This window comes from Polaribacter sp. SA4-12, assembly GCF_002163675.1.
GTDB lineage: Bacteria > Bacteroidota > Bacteroidia > Flavobacteriales > Flavobacteriaceae > Polaribacter.
Window position 1 is genome coordinate 3,381,977 of sequence record NZ_CP019334.1, and the last position, 19,025, is coordinate 3,401,001.

The 19,025-nt window shown below is 30.3% G+C and carries 12 protein-coding genes and 1 riboswitch; of the genes, 3 read left to right on the forward strand and 9 right to left on the reverse strand.

Translation table 11 applies throughout. The features are described 5' to 3' along the window. Positions 1-406 precede the first annotated feature (406 nt). From BTO07_RS14700 to metK, 9 genes are all read right to left on the reverse strand, one after another. Positions 407-1,474, reverse strand: coding sequence for a polysaccharide lyase family 7 protein (locus BTO07_RS14700; RefSeq protein WP_087521947.1), 1,068 nt, complete (start codon positions 1,472-1,474; stop codon positions 407-409). Between the two features lie 51 nt (positions 1,475-1,525). Then, positions 1,526-1,960 carry an RbsD/FucU domain-containing protein gene (locus BTO07_RS14705; RefSeq protein ID WP_087521948.1) on the reverse strand — a complete coding sequence of 145 codons (435 nt, stop codon included), beginning with the start codon at positions 1,958-1,960 and terminating at the stop codon, positions 1,526-1,528. 121 nt (positions 1,961-2,081) lie between these two features. Beyond that, the gene (locus tag BTO07_RS14710; RefSeq protein ID WP_087521949.1) at positions 2,082-2,849 is read right to left on the reverse strand and encodes an SDR family NAD(P)-dependent oxidoreductase; all 768 of its coding nucleotides are present in this window, start codon (positions 2,847-2,849) and stop codon (positions 2,082-2,084) included. 9 nt (positions 2,850-2,858) lie between these two features. Continuing rightward, positions 2,859-3,953, reverse strand: a complete 1,095-nt coding sequence (locus BTO07_RS14715) for a polysaccharide lyase family 7 protein (RefSeq protein ID WP_087521950.1) — start codon at positions 3,951-3,953, stop codon at positions 2,859-2,861. Between the two features lie 17 nt (positions 3,954-3,970). Next, positions 3,971-4,669 (reverse strand): FadR/GntR family transcriptional regulator, encoded by a 699-nt coding sequence (locus BTO07_RS14720; protein ID WP_087521951.1) that lies wholly within the window; start codon positions 4,667-4,669, stop codon positions 3,971-3,973. A gap of 49 nt (positions 4,670-4,718) precedes the next feature. Next, positions 4,719-5,993, reverse strand: coding sequence for an Nramp family divalent metal transporter (locus BTO07_RS14725; RefSeq protein WP_087521952.1), 1,275 nt, complete (start codon positions 5,991-5,993; stop codon positions 4,719-4,721). Between the two features lie 31 nt (positions 5,994-6,024). Further along, complete coding sequence (gndA, locus tag BTO07_RS14730) at positions 6,025-7,887, reverse strand: NADP-dependent phosphogluconate dehydrogenase (protein ID WP_087521953.1); 1,863 nt, start codon at positions 7,885-7,887, stop codon at positions 6,025-6,027. A gap of 312 nt (positions 7,888-8,199) precedes the next feature. After that, positions 8,200-10,581, reverse strand: a complete 2,382-nt coding sequence (locus tag BTO07_RS14735) for a polysaccharide lyase 6 family protein (RefSeq protein ID WP_087521954.1) — start codon at positions 10,579-10,581, stop codon at positions 8,200-8,202. Positions 10,582-10,810: 229 nt separating this feature from the next. After that, positions 10,811-12,067: a methionine adenosyltransferase gene (metK, locus tag BTO07_RS14740; RefSeq protein WP_087521955.1), complete on the reverse strand. Its 1,257-nt coding sequence runs from the start codon at positions 12,065-12,067 to the stop codon at positions 10,811-10,813. A gap of 446 nt (positions 12,068-12,513) precedes the next feature. Then, a riboswitch (SAM riboswitch) is annotated at positions 12,514-12,638 on the forward strand. Positions 12,639-12,829: 191 nt separating this feature from the next. Between metK and BTO07_RS14745 the strand changes: the two genes are divergently transcribed. From BTO07_RS14745 to BTO07_RS14755, 3 genes are all read left to right on the forward strand, one after another. Then, a complete protein-coding gene (locus BTO07_RS14745) occupies positions 12,830-14,104 on the forward strand; it encodes an O-acetylhomoserine aminocarboxypropyltransferase/cysteine synthase family protein (RefSeq protein ID WP_087521956.1) in 1,275 nt (424 codons plus the stop codon). A gap of 89 nt (positions 14,105-14,193) precedes the next feature. Then, positions 14,194-17,595, forward strand: coding sequence for a bifunctional aspartate kinase/homoserine dehydrogenase I (gene thrA, locus BTO07_RS14750; protein WP_087521957.1), 3,402 nt, complete (start codon positions 14,194-14,196; stop codon positions 17,593-17,595). A 170-nt stretch (positions 17,596-17,765) separates the two neighbouring features. Beyond that, positions 17,766-18,932, forward strand: a complete 1,167-nt coding sequence (locus BTO07_RS14755; RefSeq protein WP_087522669.1) for a trans-sulfuration enzyme family protein — start codon at positions 17,766-17,768, stop codon at positions 18,930-18,932. Positions 18,933-19,025 lie beyond the last annotated feature (93 nt).

A 19,025-nucleotide genomic window follows, 5' to 3' on the forward strand; every position in this document is an offset into this window, starting at 1 on the left:
ATTGATGATTGTTATGTTACTTATTAGCATAGGTTTTTTAATAAATCTATCATCAAGTTAACAACAGGTTTATTTGATTTATTATATCAGTAACTCTATTTTACTTATAACTGTTTCTTTCAAATTAGAACACAATATACTAAGTTAGGAATCACGGAATCTTAAACTAACGTATTCTCGAATGTAGAATCTTCAACAATTACATTTACAAGTTTTAAATACCTGTAAATTTTCTTTAACTATTTATAAAGTTTATCAATTCTGTTAGAATTAATAGTAGAAAAGATGTTATAGATCGTTAATAAAGAAACAGGTTTAATCTGTAACATTTTTTAAAAACAAAAAGCTCCAAATATTGATGGAGCTTTTATTTACATGAGGTTTTTGTTCAATCTAACTTTATAAATCAATCTTTAACAGGCAATGAACCAGAGCTTACTTTAGCTTCTTTAAACCAAACTTCCGCATAACATCCATTTGCATATTGTTTTTTGATATCTCCATTATATGTTTCAGCCCCAGTATACCAAACGATATTATCTTCTGGTTTTTTTCCATTAGTTTGATTGTATGCTCCTTGTTTAAAATAATTCATTTCCCCAGCATACCCATTTTCTCTTTCTACACCATCACGACCTATTGCAGCATATAATGTTAATATTTGTTGAGGAATATCTGATTTTTTTGCAAATTCAGATTTCAATAAGTCTTTTGTGAATTTAATAGTCTCATGACCTTTACTTGTGAAGGTTAGGTACATTATTCCTTTAAATACGTTAATTTCATAACTAAATTCCTCACCTAATTCAATACCGTTTTCTGGTTCTTTAGGGAATGTAGTTGGACTAGACCCAACAACTGACATATCATTTCCCCAAACTGCTGTTGAATAATCCCATCTTCCAGAGTTGTCATCACTTGCTGTATTAATTTCATAATTCCAAAAAATGGATCCTTTTTTATGTCCAGGAAACTTTTTATAAAATATTTTTATAGGTTCGTTTTCATGTCCTTCATCACTATGGATTTGTCCAACAACAACAGAATAGGAAGCTGCAACTCTTGCATCACCAGAAGTTGAAACTTGCATTACTTTTAGTGTACCCGTTAATTTACCACCAACTTCAGGTATCCAATGTTTTTTTTGTCCTAACTCAGTTCTTGTGTTACTAGAAGTTCTAGATGTAATACCAGAATTAGGCGTTTTGTATACTACCCAATCTGTTTTACCATCATTTGTAGTATAAAAGAAATCTTTATGTTCTGTGTTGGCTAATTCTTTATAACTAGTTCCATCTCCACACAGGATACTCCATTCGTTCATAAATGGAATAACTTGACTTGGGTACGTTATAGTAGATTTTGATTCTTTACTAGTAGCCTTTTTAGTTGAGTTTGAACAACCGGATAGTAATAAAACAATACTAGCAAATAAAACATGCAGCAATAATGATTTTGTGATTTTTAGCTTCATTTTGTTTTTTATATTTAAATTACTTATTATTAAAAAGTTGTATTTAATTTTTTAAAAGGCACTTTCTTCAGCCATTTTTACTACACCGACAGTTAATATTAAATTAGCGAATCGACGCTGTTCACCTGTTTGAATAATTAATGTTGTATTGGGGTTTCTTATTTTATCGTAAAAAGACCAACGTTCCATAGTATCCCATGTTACGTCTCCCAGTAATTTTTTATAAGCATCGTGTATTTCTGCGTTTGCTTCAGCGGGCTTTTCCATAACAATAGCACCTTGAATGGGGCAAACTTCTAGTATGCCTTCTAATACTGTGAGAGCATCTAAAAGTCCTGGTCTAAAGTTGAGGTGGACTGTTGTTGAGTTAGGGCCATTCATTGCGCCAACGGGTAAATTTCCGTCAGCAATAACAACTTGTGCAAAATGACCAGAACGGCCAAGAGCTTCCATAATTGTTGGGTGTATTACTTTAGTTTTTAACATAAGAATGTCCTTTAAAATAGTTGATTTAAAATAAAACACTAGAAGTTATTTATCTTCTAGTGTTTCTTAACTTACTAGGGGTTAATTTTATTTAGCTCAATGTAAATTCAAATGGAATTTATTACATATTGTAAACGCCACCATTGATGTCTAAAGTAGCACCAGTTATAAAACCATCATATTCTGATGCTAAGTATAATACAGCACGTGCTACATCAGCAGCATTACCAGCTCGTTGAATTGGAATACCTGCTATTGTTTCATTCGCTGATTCTTTTGTTGTATGTGTATTGTGAAAAGAAGTACCAAGTATTAGACCTGGAGCAACAGCATTAACTCTTGTTCCTTGAGGTCCTAGTTCTGTAGATAATGCACGTGTAAATGTTAAAATAGCTCCTTTACTAGTAGCATAAACTAGAGATCCTGGATGACCTCCTTTACGCCCTGCAAGTGATGCTAAATTAACAATACTACTGTTTTCATTTTTTGCTAAATAAGGAGCAGCAGCTTTTGTCACAAACATCATAGAAGTCATATTGATATCCATTACTTTATGCCAGAATTCTGCTTCCATTTCGTTTAACATTCTACGAGCTACAAGTGAACCTGCGTTGTTGATTAGTATGTCTATGCCACCAAGTTCTGCTATAGTTTTCTCTACCATTGCATTTGCATCAGCTTCTTTTGTTAAATCTCCACTAATAGCAACTGCTTTTTGTCCTTTGGTAATTGCGTATTCAACCAATTGCTTTGCGGTATCTGCACTTGAAAAATAGTGGATGGCAACATTAGCTCCGTTGTCTATAAAATGTTTCGTGATAGATTCACCAATTCCTTGAGCTCCTGCCGTTATAAGTACGTTTTTACCTTTTAATTTATTATGATTCATATTAGTATGTTATTTATGATCGTTTTTATTGAAATAACCTTGATTAGAAACTGCAGCTTTACTTATCGAAATACTAGCTTTTTTAAACCAAACTTCTGCATAATTTCCGTCTGCATATTGTTTTTGAATATCTCCGCCATGCATTTCAGCACCAGAACACCAATTTTTATTTACTTCAGGAGATTTTCCATTTGTTTGGTTGTAACAACCCAATTTAAAGAAACAACCTTCGCCAGTATATGCTTCTTTTCGTTCTACACCATCTTGACCAATTGGCACAAATAACTTTTGGGTTTGTTCAGGAATATCTGCTTTTGTAGAAAATTCTGATTCGATTAAGTTTTTTGTGAATGTTTTGGTTTCATGACCTTTACTTGTAAACTTTAAGTTCATAATACCATCTTTCACCTCAATTTCATAACTAAATTCTTCGCCTAATTCAATTCCGTCTTTTGGTTCGCTCGGAGGTGTATTTGCATCAGGTCCAACTACAGAAAAATCATTACCCCAAACGGCCAAAGAATAATCCCATCTACCAGAATTATCATCGCCGGCAGTATTAATTTCGTAATGCCAAAAAACAGATCCTTTGGTATGACCAGGATATATTTTGTAGAATATTTTTAGTGGTTCGTTTTCGTGTTTATCCGCACTATGAATCTGACCTACAACCACAGCATGAGACGCTGCAACAGTTTTATCACCAGTTGAAGAAACATTCATTACTTTAAGTGTTGCGGTTAATTTATCATTTGCAGTTTCAGGATACCATTTTTTAATTTGCCCTAATTCTGTTCTTGTATTGTTTGAAGTTCCATGTGTACTACCTGCATTTGGTGCTTTAAAAACAACCCATTCTCCATTGGTATCACTTTCGGTATAAAAGAAATCTTTATTTTCAAAATTATTAGCAATTCCTGCATTTTCACCGTTTCCTAAAACTAATTTCCAGTGATCAAAAAACGGAATAACATCACTTGCGTAAACTGTCTTTTTTGTTTCTGTTTTATCCGATTTTTTTACAGTTTTGTTACAGCTATTAATGATCAGAAAAATACAGATGATTAAGAGTGTTGATGCCGATTTTATTATTTTTTTATTCATTTTATTTTTGATTTATTTTATTGTTTTTCTATATGTTTTGATAATTTAAAGAAGTGTTCATGCATCATTTTTGTTGCAAGTTCAGGGTCTTTAGAGGCTATTGCAAAATAAATATCTTCGTGCTTTTTTATTTCAGAATTAACTCCATCACCTTCACAAACTTTATCTCTATCGTAATTGGCTAGAATTGGTGGTGTAATTAAAAGCATTAATGTTATCAGAGTGGTATTCTTACTTGCCTTAGCGATGGCTAAATGAAATAACAGATCTTCTTCTAAATAATCTTTACCATCAGTAATTCTATCTTTAAAGGCATTTAAAGCTTCTTTTATTCGTTTTAAATCTTCTTCTGATCTTCTTTCTGAAGCAAGACAAACTGTTTTTAATTCTAATGATATTCTTGTTTCCACCAATTCATCAAAAGATGGAGTGTCAAGAGAAATAATTTCATCAACCATACCATTAAATCCAGTCAATCCTATTGCTAATAAAGTTCCACTTTGAGACATTGATTTTACAACACCATAAAATTCTAGCTTTCTGATGGCTTCTCTAATATGGTTCCTTTTTACATCAAATTTTTCTGACATAATTCTCTCAGATGGTAATTTATCTCCACGCTCTAAGTTTTTAGCGTTAATTAAATCACGAATCTTACAAATTACATCATTCTGTACTATTTTATTTGAATTTGTATCTATTAAGCTTATTTTCATGCAATTGATTATTCTATGTTATTACAGAATTTGTGTGTCTAAGTTTTGTTTAAAAATATTCTAAAAGTGCTATGATGCCATTATACGAAATCACTAAAGAAAAGAACAAAGCAGCATACAGACCAATATAAACACCAAGACTTGTTTTGAAATCTTTCATTACTTTTTTACTGCTTAACATTAATATAATTCCAAGGATTACTATTGGTAATACAAATACATTAAATACTTGTGATAAAATCTGAATTTCAATAGGATTTGCGCCAAATGCAGGTCCAATTAAAGCAACCAAACAAGCAATAGCGGTTATGACTCTAAACTGACGCGAATTAGTGTCTAACTCACCAGATTGATAATCTGCAATCAATAAAGGAGCAATTAATAAACAAGGGAATATAGAGGATAAACCAGCACTTAATGCTCCAAAAAAGAAAATAGAAACGGCCCATTTTCCTGCAACTGGTTCTAAAGTATTTGCCATATCTAATACTTGCGTAACTTCTTTACCGTCATAAAACAAAGCACCAGCAGCTACTGCCATTATAACTCCACTAATTACAAAAATTAAAACTGCAGCTGTAATAGAATCTTTTTTCTGTTGATCTAAATTTTTAATCGTCCATCCTTTTCCTTTTACAAATAATGGTCTTGACAAGAATGTAGCAGATGCCATGGTTGTACCAACGAAAGCAGCAACCAACATTTTACCACCAGGAATATCTGGAATAGTTGGTATTAATCCTTTCACTACATCTAATGGCAATGGTTGTACAAAGCATAATGATAATAAAAATGAAAACCCCATTAAGGTTACAAAAATAACTAGTATTTTTTCGAAGAAAGTATATTTACCTACCAACATTAATAAGTAAAAAGTAACAATTATTATTATTGCCGTTATTAAAACGGTTTCATATTTATATGCACTTAATCCTTCAAAATTTACTGCTAGTATTTCAAAAATTATATTTGATGAAATTCCTAAAATACCCATTAGTGAATTCCATTGTCCAAACGTGATTCCAACAATAATTAAAATTGCTAAAATTTTACCGTATTTTAAATGTTTTTTAAATCCGTAAAGCGCAGTTTCACCTGTTAATAGGGCATAATTTCCGTAAGCAAACATTAAAATTCCAGAGAAAGTGCAACTTAATAATAGCACCCATAATAGTTGCATATTAAATTTGCTTCCTGCAACAATCATAGACGTTACACTACCTGTACCTATGGTATAACCAATAGCAAAAATACCTGGCCCAAAGCCTAAAATTAAGGCAATGATTTTTTTGAGAAATGATTTTTTCTGTGTTGATGTATCCATAATATCAGTTAGTTGATGGTTTAGTTAATTTTTAGTTCCAGTTGGTATGATGACTTTTTCCAGAAGTATCATCTAGTCTTTGATAGGTGTGAGCTCCAAAATAATCTCGTTGTGCTTGTATGATATTTGCGGAAGCATATGCAGTTGTAATTCCGTTTAAAAATTGAAGTGCTTCTGCCAAAGCAGGTGTCGTTATATCATTAAGAACACATTCTGAGATCACCTTTTTTGCTGATGGTTTGTATTGATTAACAATAGCGATTAATTTTGGATTCGTTAAAATGTTGGTTGTATTTTTAAATACTTCTACTAAATCTTCCATTAAAGTAGATCTAATAATACAGCCGTTTGTCCAAATTCTAGCAATTTTACTTAAATTCAAATTCCATGAAGACTTAATAGAAGCTTCAGAAATTAATTTAAATCCTTGATAATGATTTATAATTCTAGCAAACTGATAAGCCTCTAAAACGTCATTTGTAGTTATGTTTGCTTTCGAATTATTTACTTCTTTAAAACTTTTATTTAATAGAATACGTTCTTCCTTGTAAAAAGAAATATAACGTGAAAATAATGCAGAAGTAATTAATGTACTTGGTACACCTAATTCCGCAGAAGCAATTGCTGTCCAATTTCCTGTACCTTTATTACCAGCTTTATCTAATATTTTATTTACCAACCAATCGTTACCTTCTTTCTTTCTAAAAATAGAAGTTGTTATTTCTAACAAATAACTGTTTGCAGATTCTTTCCAAGATTCTAAAGTGTTTGCAATTTCATCTGGGTTTTGTCCTAAGTTTTCTAAAATAGTTGCTACTTCTGCTAATAATTGCATTTCTACATACTCAACACCATTGTGTACCATTTTTATAAATTGACCACTTCCTTCAGGACCAACATAAGTGCAACAAGGCAAACCATTTTTGTCTTTAGCTGAAATAGTTTCAAGAAATGGTTGTACACTTTTATAAGCTTCAATATCTCCACTTGGCATTATAGACGGTCCTTTTAATGCGCCTTCTTCACCACCAGAAACTCCTGTTCCTATAAAATGAATGTTTTTTGTTTTTAAATATTCGAAACGTTCTTTGGTTTTCTTATAGTTAGAATTTCCTCCATCTATTAAGATATCGTTTTCAGATAAATGAGGCAGCAAGTCTTCAATAACATAATCTATGGTTTTTCCTGCGTTAACCATAAGCATAATTCTTCTTGGTTGTTGCAATGAGTTTACAAAAGATGAAATATCATCAAAAGCTTCTGAATTTGATAACTCTTTGTGTTCTGCTTTAAAGTTTTTGGCTATATTTTCTTCTACACCATCAACATGTCTATTAAACATAGAAATTTTAAACCCATTATTGGCTAAATTTCTACATAAACTTTTTCCCATAACTCCTAGTCCAAATAATCCAAATTCTGAGGTATTCATTACTTCTTTTTTTATAATTTTTATAATTTTTTTAGGTGATAAACTAATATCAATTTCAATACATTTTTTAGGTTCTTCCAGAATATCAAATTGAGATTTTAATAATTCAGAACTCATAAAATGCCCTTTACGAGCATTAATTCTTTCTTTAATTTGTTCAAAAGAACCATTAAGGAAAACCCATTTTGAACTACATTTTATATTCGTGTTTAAAATACCACGATAACTTTCCTTTAATGCCGAACAAACGATTACACAACCTTTATTAGATAATTGTATTATAGCTAATTTATTTAATGTTTGTAACCACCCTAATCTATCATCATCATTTAATGCTTGTCCGCTAGACATTTTTGCAATATTTTCTTCAGGATGAAAATCGTCTCCGTCAAAAAAAGGAATGTTCAATTCTTGTGCAAGTAGTTTTCCGATAGTGCTTTTTCCACAACCAGAAACTCCCATAATATATATAACTTGTGCTTCGATTTTGTTTGATTTTATTGGGTACCCAAATTGGGTAACCAGATTGGGTACCCAAATATAGGTTTTTTAAATTAAAATATTACTAGAGAATATTTTAATTTTATAAAAAATGTTAATAAATTTAAGTTTACTCTTGAAAAACGAGAGGTTTTAAATAATTTTCGTTTAAAAAGGATAAGGTTTTAACAATGAGATCTTTAGTAAATAGCCTGATTGATGATTTAAAATAACTAAAAGAAAAAACCCATTACTTTTAAAGTAATGGGTTTTTATTTTTTTTAAAATTTCGTTTTATTGATTCAAGCCAATATTTTCAATTTCATTATTTTCTTTTAATAAGATTGATTTCTTACTTGGAATAAAAAGTGTTTTATCTTCCCATTTTGGATTCTTGTAGAAGATGTTTTCTTTTTTGGCGTTTTTGCTAATTTTAACAAAACCATTGTTATATATTAAGCAATTTGAGATAAAGTTATTTTTACCTTTTAAATCTACAGGAGCTTTTACTTTATAACTATTTTCAAAAACTGTATTTGTTATCTCAACATTATGAATTCCTTCTGTTCTAATAATTTTTCCTTTTTCTTGATTATAGACATTACTAAAAACACAATTCTTTACAATTAAATTTCCTCCTGGTATTTCTGGGGTAATTACTTTTCTAAAATAATTTACAGCAGCTTCTTCAATATTCTTAAAAACGGTGTTTTCTAAAATAATAGTATTAGCATTATATTCCCCCATTAAATCTTTATCATAAGATAAATTTAAACCTCTGTAATTGTCTTCAAATCTAGAGTTTATGAAACTTAATGTATCTGCCTTTGTACCGTTATAGGCTTTAAAAACACTACCACCATTTTTATTTGTAAAGTTTTGAAAAGTAATATTGTCTACAAATAAGTTATAAAGTCCAGCTTCTTTTTTGTCTGGAGATACAATTGCATACTTTAAATTAGAATTAACCCCATCTAAAATAGCATTACTAATATTTAATGTGATTCCTTCATTTACTCTAAACAGATAATCAATTGGCTTCTCTAAACCTTTCTTAGCCATTATTATTGTTGCACCACCTTTGTCTCCAATAATAGTAATGTTTTTACCGACTTTAATTTTCTTTTCTAAAAGATATTCTCCAGTTTTTAAATTTAATACAGATCCTGGAGAAGCTTTATCGATTGCTTTTCTTAAAGTTTCTAAACCTGGTTCTACAGTAATATTTGCTGGTTTTATGATAGGAGCAATAATATCTACTTTCCAACCTGGACCAGCTCTTAGTTTTAATGCTTTTGGTAGTTTTTTCGAATCTAAGTTAAAAGCCCCAGCATTAAATACTTGTCTTGCTGTATTAGTAATGTCTTTCTCGTAACTCTTATCATTCTTGGTAACAGCTAATAAATCGCTATTATTTGCTGTAGGAATAAGGAATGAAGCTATTTCTTTAAAATCTATTTTTGTAGGTGAAAAACCTTTTAAAGCTTCAGGAATAGGAGTATCTATATAATTATTATTAAAAGTAATTCCAGAAGTATCATCAACAAAAATAATATTTTTTGAATTCTTGTTGTTATAGATTAAGTTATTAGAAAAATTAACATTTTTAGGTGCTAATGTTTTTTCATCATCTTTTCCTTCTCCAAAAGAAATTGGTCCAGAATTAATAATTGTATTATTTTGAATGTCTACGTTTTTTACTTGGTCGTATCTGTTTAAAGGTGAATTTGGCACTCCATTCATAACAACAATTGATCCTCTGTAACCATCTCCAGTTAATCCTATTAAAAAGTTATTTCTTACAATATGACCTTGGTTTATAACTCTAATTCCTCCTGTTTTAGAAACTCCATTTCCTATAAAAACATTTCGTTCTACTAATGCATTATTTCCATGTCTAAGTGTTAAAGTCCCTTTACTTTCAACAAATAAATTGTCTCTAAAAATATTATCACAAGATTTGTTTGATACAATTTCTATTTCTCCATCACAATTTGCAAAAACATTTCTTTCTACTAATGTTTTAGATGATTTCTTTGAGTTGGCACTTGTACCAATTCTAATTGTTTCTCCACCATTTTTACCTAAATCTGGTCTTGGCCCAAAAAGGTTATTGTCTATTCTATGATTGTTTTCTAAATGTTCTTCTCCTTTTAACCAAACGACTAAAGTTGTTCCTTCGCTTATTTTACCTGTGAAATTATTGTGATCTACTCTGTTGTTTTTACCCCAAAGATCTACCCAATGGTCTTTTAATTCTGTTTCTGTATTATAATAGGATATAGTTGAATTGGTAAAACGACAATTGTTTGCAAATGTTTTTGAGTCTTTTCTAAATTGTACAACAGATTTATATTCTGTATTTCCGTCTTTAAACCAAAGACCTCCTACAATTATATACTCTCCATAAATATTTAAAGTAGAATTACCCGAAATAATTACTTTACCAGCAGTTTCTGCCTTAATTAAAATAGGATTTCCTTCTTCTCCTTTTCCATAAGCGTTTAATTTAACATCTTTCCAAACGCCATTTTTTAGTACAATAACAGCACCAGCTTTTGCAGATTTAATTGCGTTATTATACTCTGTAATGTTTGAGACTAAAATCTCTTGAGCATTTGTTTTAGATATTGTAAAAGCTAAAATTGCTACAAGTGTTAATACTATTTTTTTCATAAAAGAGAATGTAATATTGTTTTTTATTTAATACTTAATCAAAAAGAAAACCAAAATTTAATTGGTTAACCAATTTGGTTAACCAAATGTACGGATATTTATTTAATAAAAAAATAGTGGAGTATTTTGAAGGTGAAAAAGCCTTTATTTTTTTGAGAATATTTGATGCAAAAAAAAACCTTTAGAATTAAATTTCTAAAGGTTTTTTGAAAGTATAAAAAAGATTCTTTTACAATTTAAAAGCTTCTTTTATTGTGTTTACATAATCTAATTTTTCCCAAGTAAAAGTTTCTACTTCTTCAGAAACAGTTTCTCCCATAGGGTTTGTAAATGTAACTGTTTTTATTTCTGGAGTTCTTCCCATGTGACCATAAGCAGCAGTTTCAGAATAAATAGGAGTTCTTAATTTTAAGCGTTTTTCAATAAAGTAAGGACGCATATCAAAAATAGATTCTACTATTTTACTAATTTCTCCATCAGATAAATCTACTTTAGAAGTATTGTACGTTTCAACATTAATACTTGTTGGTTTTGCAACACCAATTGCATAAGAAACCTGAACTAAAACTTCTTTACAAAGTCCTGCAGCAACTAAATTCTTCGCAATATGTCTTGTTGCATATGCGCCAGATCTATCTACTTTAGAAGGATCTTTTCCAGAAAAAGCTCCTCCACCATGAGCACCTTTTCCACCATAAGTATCAACAATAATTTTTCTTCCTGTTAAACCTGTGTCTCCATGAGGTCCTCCAATTACAAAAACTCCTGTTGGATTAATATGATATGTAATGTCGTTTGTAAATAATTTTTGAATGTGAGCGGGTAATTTTGCTACAACTCTTGGAATCAAAATTTCTACAATGTCTTTTTTAATCTTCGCTAACATTACTTCGTCAGACTTGTCAAAATCATCATGCTGAGTAGAAATAACAATCGCATCAATTCTTTGTGGCACATTATCATCAGAATATTCAATTGTAACTTGACTTTTTGCATCTGGTCTTAAGTAAGGAATATCAGTATTCTCTCTTCTTAAAGCTGCTAATTCAATTAACAATCTGTGAGATAATTCTAAAGCCAAAGGCATATAGTTCTCAGTTTCATCTGTTGCATAACCAAACATCATTCCTTGATCTCCTGCACCTTGATCTTCTGGGTTTGCTCTATCAACTCCTTGATTAATATCTGGAGATTGTTCATGAATTGCTGATAAAACTCCACAAGAGTTTCCATCAAACATGTATTCTCCTTTTGTGTAACCAATTTTGTTAATTACATCTCTAGCAATTTTTTGAACATCTAAATATGTTTTAGACTTTACTTCTCCGGCTAAAAATACTTGACCAGTGGTAACTAAAGTTTCACAAGCAACTTTACTTGTTTTATCGAAAGCTAAAAAATTATCGATTAAAGCATCAGAAATTTGATCTGCAACTTTGTCTGGGTGTCCTTCAGAAACACTTTCTGAGGTAAATAAATATGACATATAAATCTTCTTTTATAATATTAAAAATGATTCCTTTATGAAATACATAAAGGTTTCCTTAAAATTTGTCTTTCCTGTGTAAACAGGAATCGAGAAAAATGAAAAGAGATTGCATTGGTCGCTAAAAGTAGTAGATAATTACTGCTTTAGCATTTTTTGTTTCGGCTGATAAATCAGCGTCAGAGGTTGCAATCAGTTCAAATTTTTCCTCTAAAATTCTGTGCAAAGTTACACTATAAATCTAAATATCATAACTTTTCGTAATAATATTTAATTATGGTATCATCAATAAAACAATGTTGACTGTTTGTAAATTAAGTGATAATTATAAAAGATATGCTTTTAATGTGATATTACTATTTCTTAAAAAATAATTTTACTTTTGTTTGGATATTAAGTTTTTATGAACATATATTTGCACTCACAAAGTTCAATAACTTATTGAAATGTTATCAAGAAAGGTGGAGGGATTAGACCCGTTGAAGCCTTAGCAACCCTTTTCGTGAGGAAAAGAAGGTGCTAAATTCTACTTAATTTCAGATTCATTTATCAGAAATTGGATAGATAACCCAAAAGCAATTACACATCCGTGTACTTGTATAATTCTTAATAACATTTTTCTAGTAAGTACATCAATAAACTTGATGCATTCGACTTTTGGTTTAATCGCAAATTGATTCACAATATGCAATATTGTGTTTCTTTTGAAAATGTCATTCATGTGAAAACAGGAATCTAAATTAACTCAAAAAAAATAGAAAAATGAGTACATTAAAATTAGCAACAAACGCATTACATGCAGGGCATGATGTAACAAAAAATGGAGGAACAAGAGCAGTTCCTATTTACCAAACATCATCGTATGTTTTTAACAATTCAGAACATGCAGCAAATCTTTTTTCATTAAAAGAATTAGGTTTTATTTACACACGTTTAAACAACCCAACAAACCAAATTTTACAAGATCGTTTAGCATCTGTAGAAGGCGGAATTGGAGCTGTAGTTTTTGCTTCTGGTACAGCAGCAATTTCAACAGGTTTATTAACGTTATTAAAAGCAGGAGATCATATTGTAGCTTCTAGTAGTTTATATGGTGGTACTTACAATTTGTTAAGTGTTACTTTACCAAGATTCGGAATTACAACTACGTTTGTAGATGCTTCAAATCCTGATAATTTTGCAGCTGCAGTTCAAGACAATACAAGAGCATTTTTTGTAGAATCTTTAGGAAATCCTAAATTAGATGTTTTAGATTTAGAAGCAATTTCTGTACATTCTAAAGCGGCAGAAGTTCCTTTTATTGTTGATAATACGGTTGCAACACCCGTTTTATTGAATCCTATAAAACATGGAGCGGATATTGTAATTCATTCATTAACAAAATATATTGGTGGACAAGGAACTTCTTTAGGAGGCGCAATTGTTGATGCTGGTACTTTTAATTGGGCAAATGGAAAATTCCCTGAATTTACAGAGCCTTCTGCAGGTTACCATGGTTTAAAATATCATGATGCCTTAGGTGCAGCAGCATTTACTTTTAAATTGATTTTAGAAGGATTACGTGATTTTGGTGGCGCTTTAAGTCCAACAAATGCATTTAATATTATTCAAGGATTAGAGACTTTACCAGTTAGAATTAAACAACATTCAGAAAATGCTTTGGCATTAGCAACTTGGTTAGAAGCGCAAGAAGAAGTAACTTGGGTAAATTATCCTGGTTTAGAAAGTAGTAAATACAATGCATTAGCAAAAAAATATTTACCTAAAGGACAAAGTGGAATTGTAACTTTTGGAGCAAAAGGTGGTTTTGAAGCTGCAAAAACAATTGCAGATAAAACAAAAGTATTTTCTTTATTAGCAAATATTGGAGATACAAAATCATTGATTATTCACCCAGCAAGTACAACGCACCAACAATTAGATGAAGCACAACAAGCAAGTGCGGGTGTGAGCCAAGATTTAATTCGTTTATCTGTTGGTATTGAAGATTTAGAAGATTTAAAAGCAGATTTAAAAGCGGCTTTTTCAGAAATATAAAAATAGAATGATAATGTCAGTTCGAGCGCAGTCGAGAACTAAAAACCTTTCGACTGCGCTCAAGGAGACATTTACGAAATAAATAGAAATTGAAAGATTTATTACAACATATTAAGATAAATGATTTTACGACAGAAGCTGGTGCTTTAATTTCTGAAATGAATTTGAGTTATCATGTTTTTGGAAAAAAATTAGGTACAGCTCCTGTGGTATTAATCAATCATGCTCTAACTGGTCACAGTAATGTTGCTGGTAAAGAAGGTTGGTGGCAAGATATTGTTGGTGATAAAAAAGCAATAAATACGGAAGTTTACACCATTTTATCTTTTAATATTCCAGGTAATGGTTTTGATGGTTTTCTAATTGATAATTATAAAGATTTTATTGCAAGAGACGTTGCAAGAATTTTTTTAGAAGGATTATCAACATTAAATATTGATAAATTATTTGCATTAATTGGAGGTTCTTTAGGTGGAGGAATTGCTTGGGAAATGGTTGTTTTAAATAATAAATTGACAAAGCATTTTTTACCAATTGCAACCGATTGGAAATCTACAGATTGGTTAATTGCTAATTGTCAAATTCAAGAACAGTTTTTGGTAAATTCTAGTAATCCAGTGCATGATGCACGTATGCATGCCATGTTGTGTTACAGAACTCCAGAATCTTTTAAAGAACGTTTTCATCGATCTAAAAAAGACGATTCAGATATTTTTGACGTAGAAAGTTGGTTGTTGCATCATGGTAAATCTTTGCAAGAACGGTATCAATTATCTTCTTATAAATTAATGAATCAATTGTTAAAAACGATTGATGTTACTATAGGTGGAAAAAAAGATATTGAAAACTTAGATAAGATTGATGCTAATATTCACATTATTGGTGTTGATTCTGATTTGTTTTTTACTGCGGAAGAAAATAGAGAAACGCATAAAAAGTTAGCGTTAACAAAAGATAACGTTACTTATAATGAGATAAATTCGGTTCATGGACATGATGCTTTTTTGATGGAATATGATCAATTGCAGAAAATTATTGAACCTATTTTTAATAAAGATTACAGAGAAAAGAAGATGAAAGTTTTAAAATTTGGAGGAAAATCTTTGGCCAATGGTAAAGGATTGGAAAATGCAATAGAAATTATTGCAAGTAAATATAAAGACGGAATAGAAATTACGGTTGTTGCCTCTGCAAGAGGGAATTCTACAAACGAACTAGAAGCAATTTTAGAAAAGGCAGCATCAAAAAAAGAATATAAATCAGAATTTGAAAAATTTAAAGAATATCAACTAGAACCTAATAATTCAGTTGATTTCTCTAAAGAATTTTCAAAACTAGAAACTATTTTTGAAGGTGTTTCTTTATTAGGAGATTATAGTCAGAAGATTAAAGATAAAGTTTTAGCTCAAGGCGAATTACTATCTGTAAAGTTAATAGCTAGTTTACTAGAAAAGCAACATATTTCTGCAAATTCTGTAGATTCAAGATCTTTAATTATTACTGATGAAAATTTTGGAAATGCACAACCTATTACTGCAGTTTCTAAAGAAAATGTAATTAGTTATTTTAAGAAAAATAAGAATACTATACATATTGTTTCTGGTTTTATTGCATCAAACAAAAAAGGAGAAACAACTACTTTAGGTAGAAATGGTAGTAATTATACAGCAGCTTTATTGGCGAATTATTTAGATGCTGATGAGTTGCAAAATTATACACATGTAAGTGGCATTTTTACTGCAAACCCAGATTTAGTTGCAGATGCAAAAAAAATTGAACAATTATCATTTTCAGAAGCGAATGAATTGGCAAATTTTGGAGCAACTATTTTACACGCAAAAACAATTATTCCTTTATTAGAAAAGAATATAAATCTTCGAATTTTAAACACGTTTAATAAAGAAGATAGAGGAACTTTAATAACCGCAGAATCATCAACAAAAGGAATTAAATCTATTTCTACGATTGATAATGTTGCTTTACTGAATTTTGAAGGTAGAGGTTTGTTAGGCAAAGTTGGTGTTGATGCTCGTATTTTTAAAACCTTAAGTGATCGAAATATTAGTATAAGTATTATTGCTCAGGGTTCTTCAGAAAGAGGAATTGGGTTAATTATTGATGCAGATAAAGCACAAGAAGCAGTAGCTGCTCTTGAAAAAGAGTTTGAAAATGATTTTTATTCACAAGATGTTAATCAGATCTCAATTGTAAATAATGTTGCAGTAATTTCTATCATTGGTCAAGATTTAAGTGAGTTTCATCATCCTTATAATGCATTGATTAAAAACCAAATTGTACCTGTTTTATTCAATAATACGGTTACTGGAAAAAACGTGAGTTTGGTGGTCAAGAAAGACCAATTACACAAAGCTGTGAATGTAATTCACGGTCAGGTTTTTGGTGTTACTAAAAAAATTAATATTGCCATTTTTGGAAAAGGTTTAGTTGGCGGAACGTTAATTGATCAGATTATTGAAAACACACAATCTGTTTTAGAGAGAAGAAAGCTTCAATTAAATGTTTTTGCAGTTGCAAATTCTAAAAAAGTATTACTAAATAAAAACGGAGTTTCTAAAGACTGGAAAGAAAATCTTTTAGAAAATGGAGATTCAACTACTACTGTTAATGATATAATATCATTTGCAAAAGAACATCATTTTGAAAATTTAATTGTGGTAGATAATACTGCAAGTGTCAAATTTGTCAGTAATTATATTCCTTTTATAGAAGCTGGTTTCGATTTGGTTTCTTGTAATAAAATTGCAAATACGTTATCTTTTGATTTTTACAAAGAAGTAAGATCAAAATTAAAAGAATACAAAAAGCAATATCTGTATGAAACGAATGTTGGTGCAGGTTTACCTTTAATTGATACCATTCGTTTATTACATGAATCTGGAGAAAATATCACTAAAATTAGAGGTGTTTTTTCAGGGAGTTTAAGTTACCTTTTTAATACATTTTCTGCTGAGAATGTTCCTTTTTCTAAAACATTACAAGAAGCAATTGATAAAGGTTTTACAGAACCAGATCCGAGAGAGGATTTAGGTGGAAATGATGTTGCTAGAAAATTACTAATTTTAGCAAGAGAATTAGATTTAGAAAATGAATTATCAGAAGTTGAGATTAAAAATCTAATTCCGGAAAACCTAAGAAATGGTTCTGCGGATGAATTTCTAGGTAGATTAGAATTGTTAAATGATGAATATCAAACTTTAAAAGACAATCAAAAGCCAAATCACGTTTTACGTTATATTGGCGAATTAAGTGGAGATTTATCACAAAATAAAGGGAAGTTAGAAGTAAAATTAGTTTCCACACCAGAAAGTACGCCATTAGGATCTTTAAAAGGTTCTGATGCAATATTTGAAATTTATACAGAATCTTATGGAGAACAACCAATTGTAATTCAAGGAGCAGGAGCAGGAGCAAGTGTAACCGCAAGAGGAGTTTTTGGAGATATTTTAAGATTAGCAAAACATAACAATTAAACAAAGTATGCAGTTTTTAGTTGGCAGTAATTCAGTCAAGAAAAAAAACTGATTGATAAAAGATAAAGAAACAAGAGAAAAGAGGCAAGAATCAAGAGAAAAGAATAAGGTTTTAGTCTTGATTCCTGTTTCTAAAAGCGATAGCGGTCTTGATTCTAAATAACAAAATAATGAAAAAACATTTCGAAACAGAAGCAATAAGAAGTCAAACAGAAAGAAGTCAGTTTTCAGAACATTCTACACCATTATATTTAACATCGAGTTTTGTTTTTGATGATGCAGAAGACATGCGTTCATCCTTCGCAGAAGAAAAAGAGCGTAATTTATATAGCCGATTTACAAACCCAAATACAACTGAATTTGTAGATAAAATTGTAGCTATGGAAGGAGCAGAGGCAGGTTATGCTTTTGCAACAGGAATGGCAGCTATTTTTTCATCTTTTGCAGCTTTATTGAGTGCTGGAGATCATATTGTTTCTTGTAGATCTGTATTTGGATCAACGCATGGAATGTTTACAAATTATTTACCAAAGTGGAATATTGAGACTTCTTATTTTAAGGTTGATGAGGTAGATTTAATTGAAAGTTTAATCCAAGAAAATACAAAGGTTCTTTATATAGAAACTCCAACGAATCCTGCTGTAGATATTTTAGATTTAGAGTTGATTGGAAAAATCGCCAAAAAACACAATCTTATATTTATTGTCGATAATTGCTTTGCAACACCATACATTCAGCAGCCAATTAAATTCGGAGCAGATTTAGTAATTCATTCTGCAACAAAATTAATTGATGGACAAGGAAGAGTTTTAGGAGGAGTAACAGTTGGTAGAGCAGATTTATTGAGAGAAATTTATCTTTTTGCAAGAAATACTGGTCCTGCAATGTCACCATTTAACGCTTGGGTATTGTCTAAAAGTTTAGAAACTTTATCAATTAGAGTTGAAAAACATTGTGAAAATGCTTTAAAAGTTGCCACTTTCTTAGAAGAGAATAAAAATGTAGAATTTGTAAAATACCCGTTTTTAAAATCACATCCTCAATATAAAGTAGCTAAAAACCAAATGAAATTAGGAGGGAACATTGTTGCTTTCGAGATTAAAGGAGGAATTGAAGCTGGAAGAAAATTTTTAGATAAAATAAAAATGTGTTCATTATCTGCTAATTTAGGAGATACAAGAACAATTGTAACGCATCCTTCATCTACAACACATGGTCGATTATCTGTAGAAGATCGTTTAGAGGTTGGTATTACAGATGGTTTAGTAAGAGTTTCTGTAGGATTAGAACATGCAGATGATATTATAGCAGATATTCAGCAAGCTTTAGAGTTGTAATAAATACTTCAAAAATATAAAAGCGTGAATTATAGATTTTTAAATATCTGTGATTCATGCTTTTTTAATTATAAAAGTTTATCCTACTATTTT

Coding starts and splice junctions, on each gene's coding strand:
- BTO07_RS14700 (WP_087521947.1), bottom strand. CDS start 1,474: ATGAAGCTAAAAATCACAAAATCATTATTGCTGCATGTTTTATTTGCT.
- BTO07_RS14745 (WP_087521956.1), top strand. CDS start 12,830: ATGAGTACATTAAAATTAGCAACAAACGCATTACATGCAGGGCATGAT.
- BTO07_RS14725 (WP_087521952.1), bottom strand. CDS start 5,993: ATGGATACATCAACACAGAAAAAATCATTTCTCAAAAAAATCATTGCC.
- BTO07_RS14715 (WP_087521950.1), bottom strand. CDS start 3,953: ATGAATAAAAAAATAATAAAATCGGCATCAACACTCTTAATCATCTGT.
- gndA (WP_087521953.1), bottom strand. CDS start 7,887: ATGGGAGTTTCTGGTTGTGGAAAAAGCACTATCGGAAAACTACTTGCA.
- BTO07_RS14710 (WP_087521949.1), bottom strand. CDS start 2,849: ATGAATCATAATAAATTAAAAGGTAAAAACGTACTTATAACGGCAGGA.
- BTO07_RS14735 (WP_087521954.1), bottom strand. CDS start 10,581: ATGAAAAAAATAGTATTAACACTTGTAGCAATTTTAGCTTTTACAATA.
- BTO07_RS14755 (WP_087522669.1), top strand. CDS start 17,766: ATGAAAAAACATTTCGAAACAGAAGCAATAAGAAGTCAAACAGAAAGA.
- BTO07_RS14720 (WP_087521951.1), bottom strand. CDS start 4,669: ATGAAAATAAGCTTAATAGATACAAATTCAAATAAAATAGTACAGAAT.
- BTO07_RS14705 (WP_087521948.1), bottom strand. CDS start 1,960: ATGTTAAAAACTAAAGTAATACACCCAACAATTATGGAAGCTCTTGGC.
- metK (WP_087521955.1), bottom strand. CDS start 12,067: ATGTCATATTTATTTACCTCAGAAAGTGTTTCTGAAGGACACCCAGAC.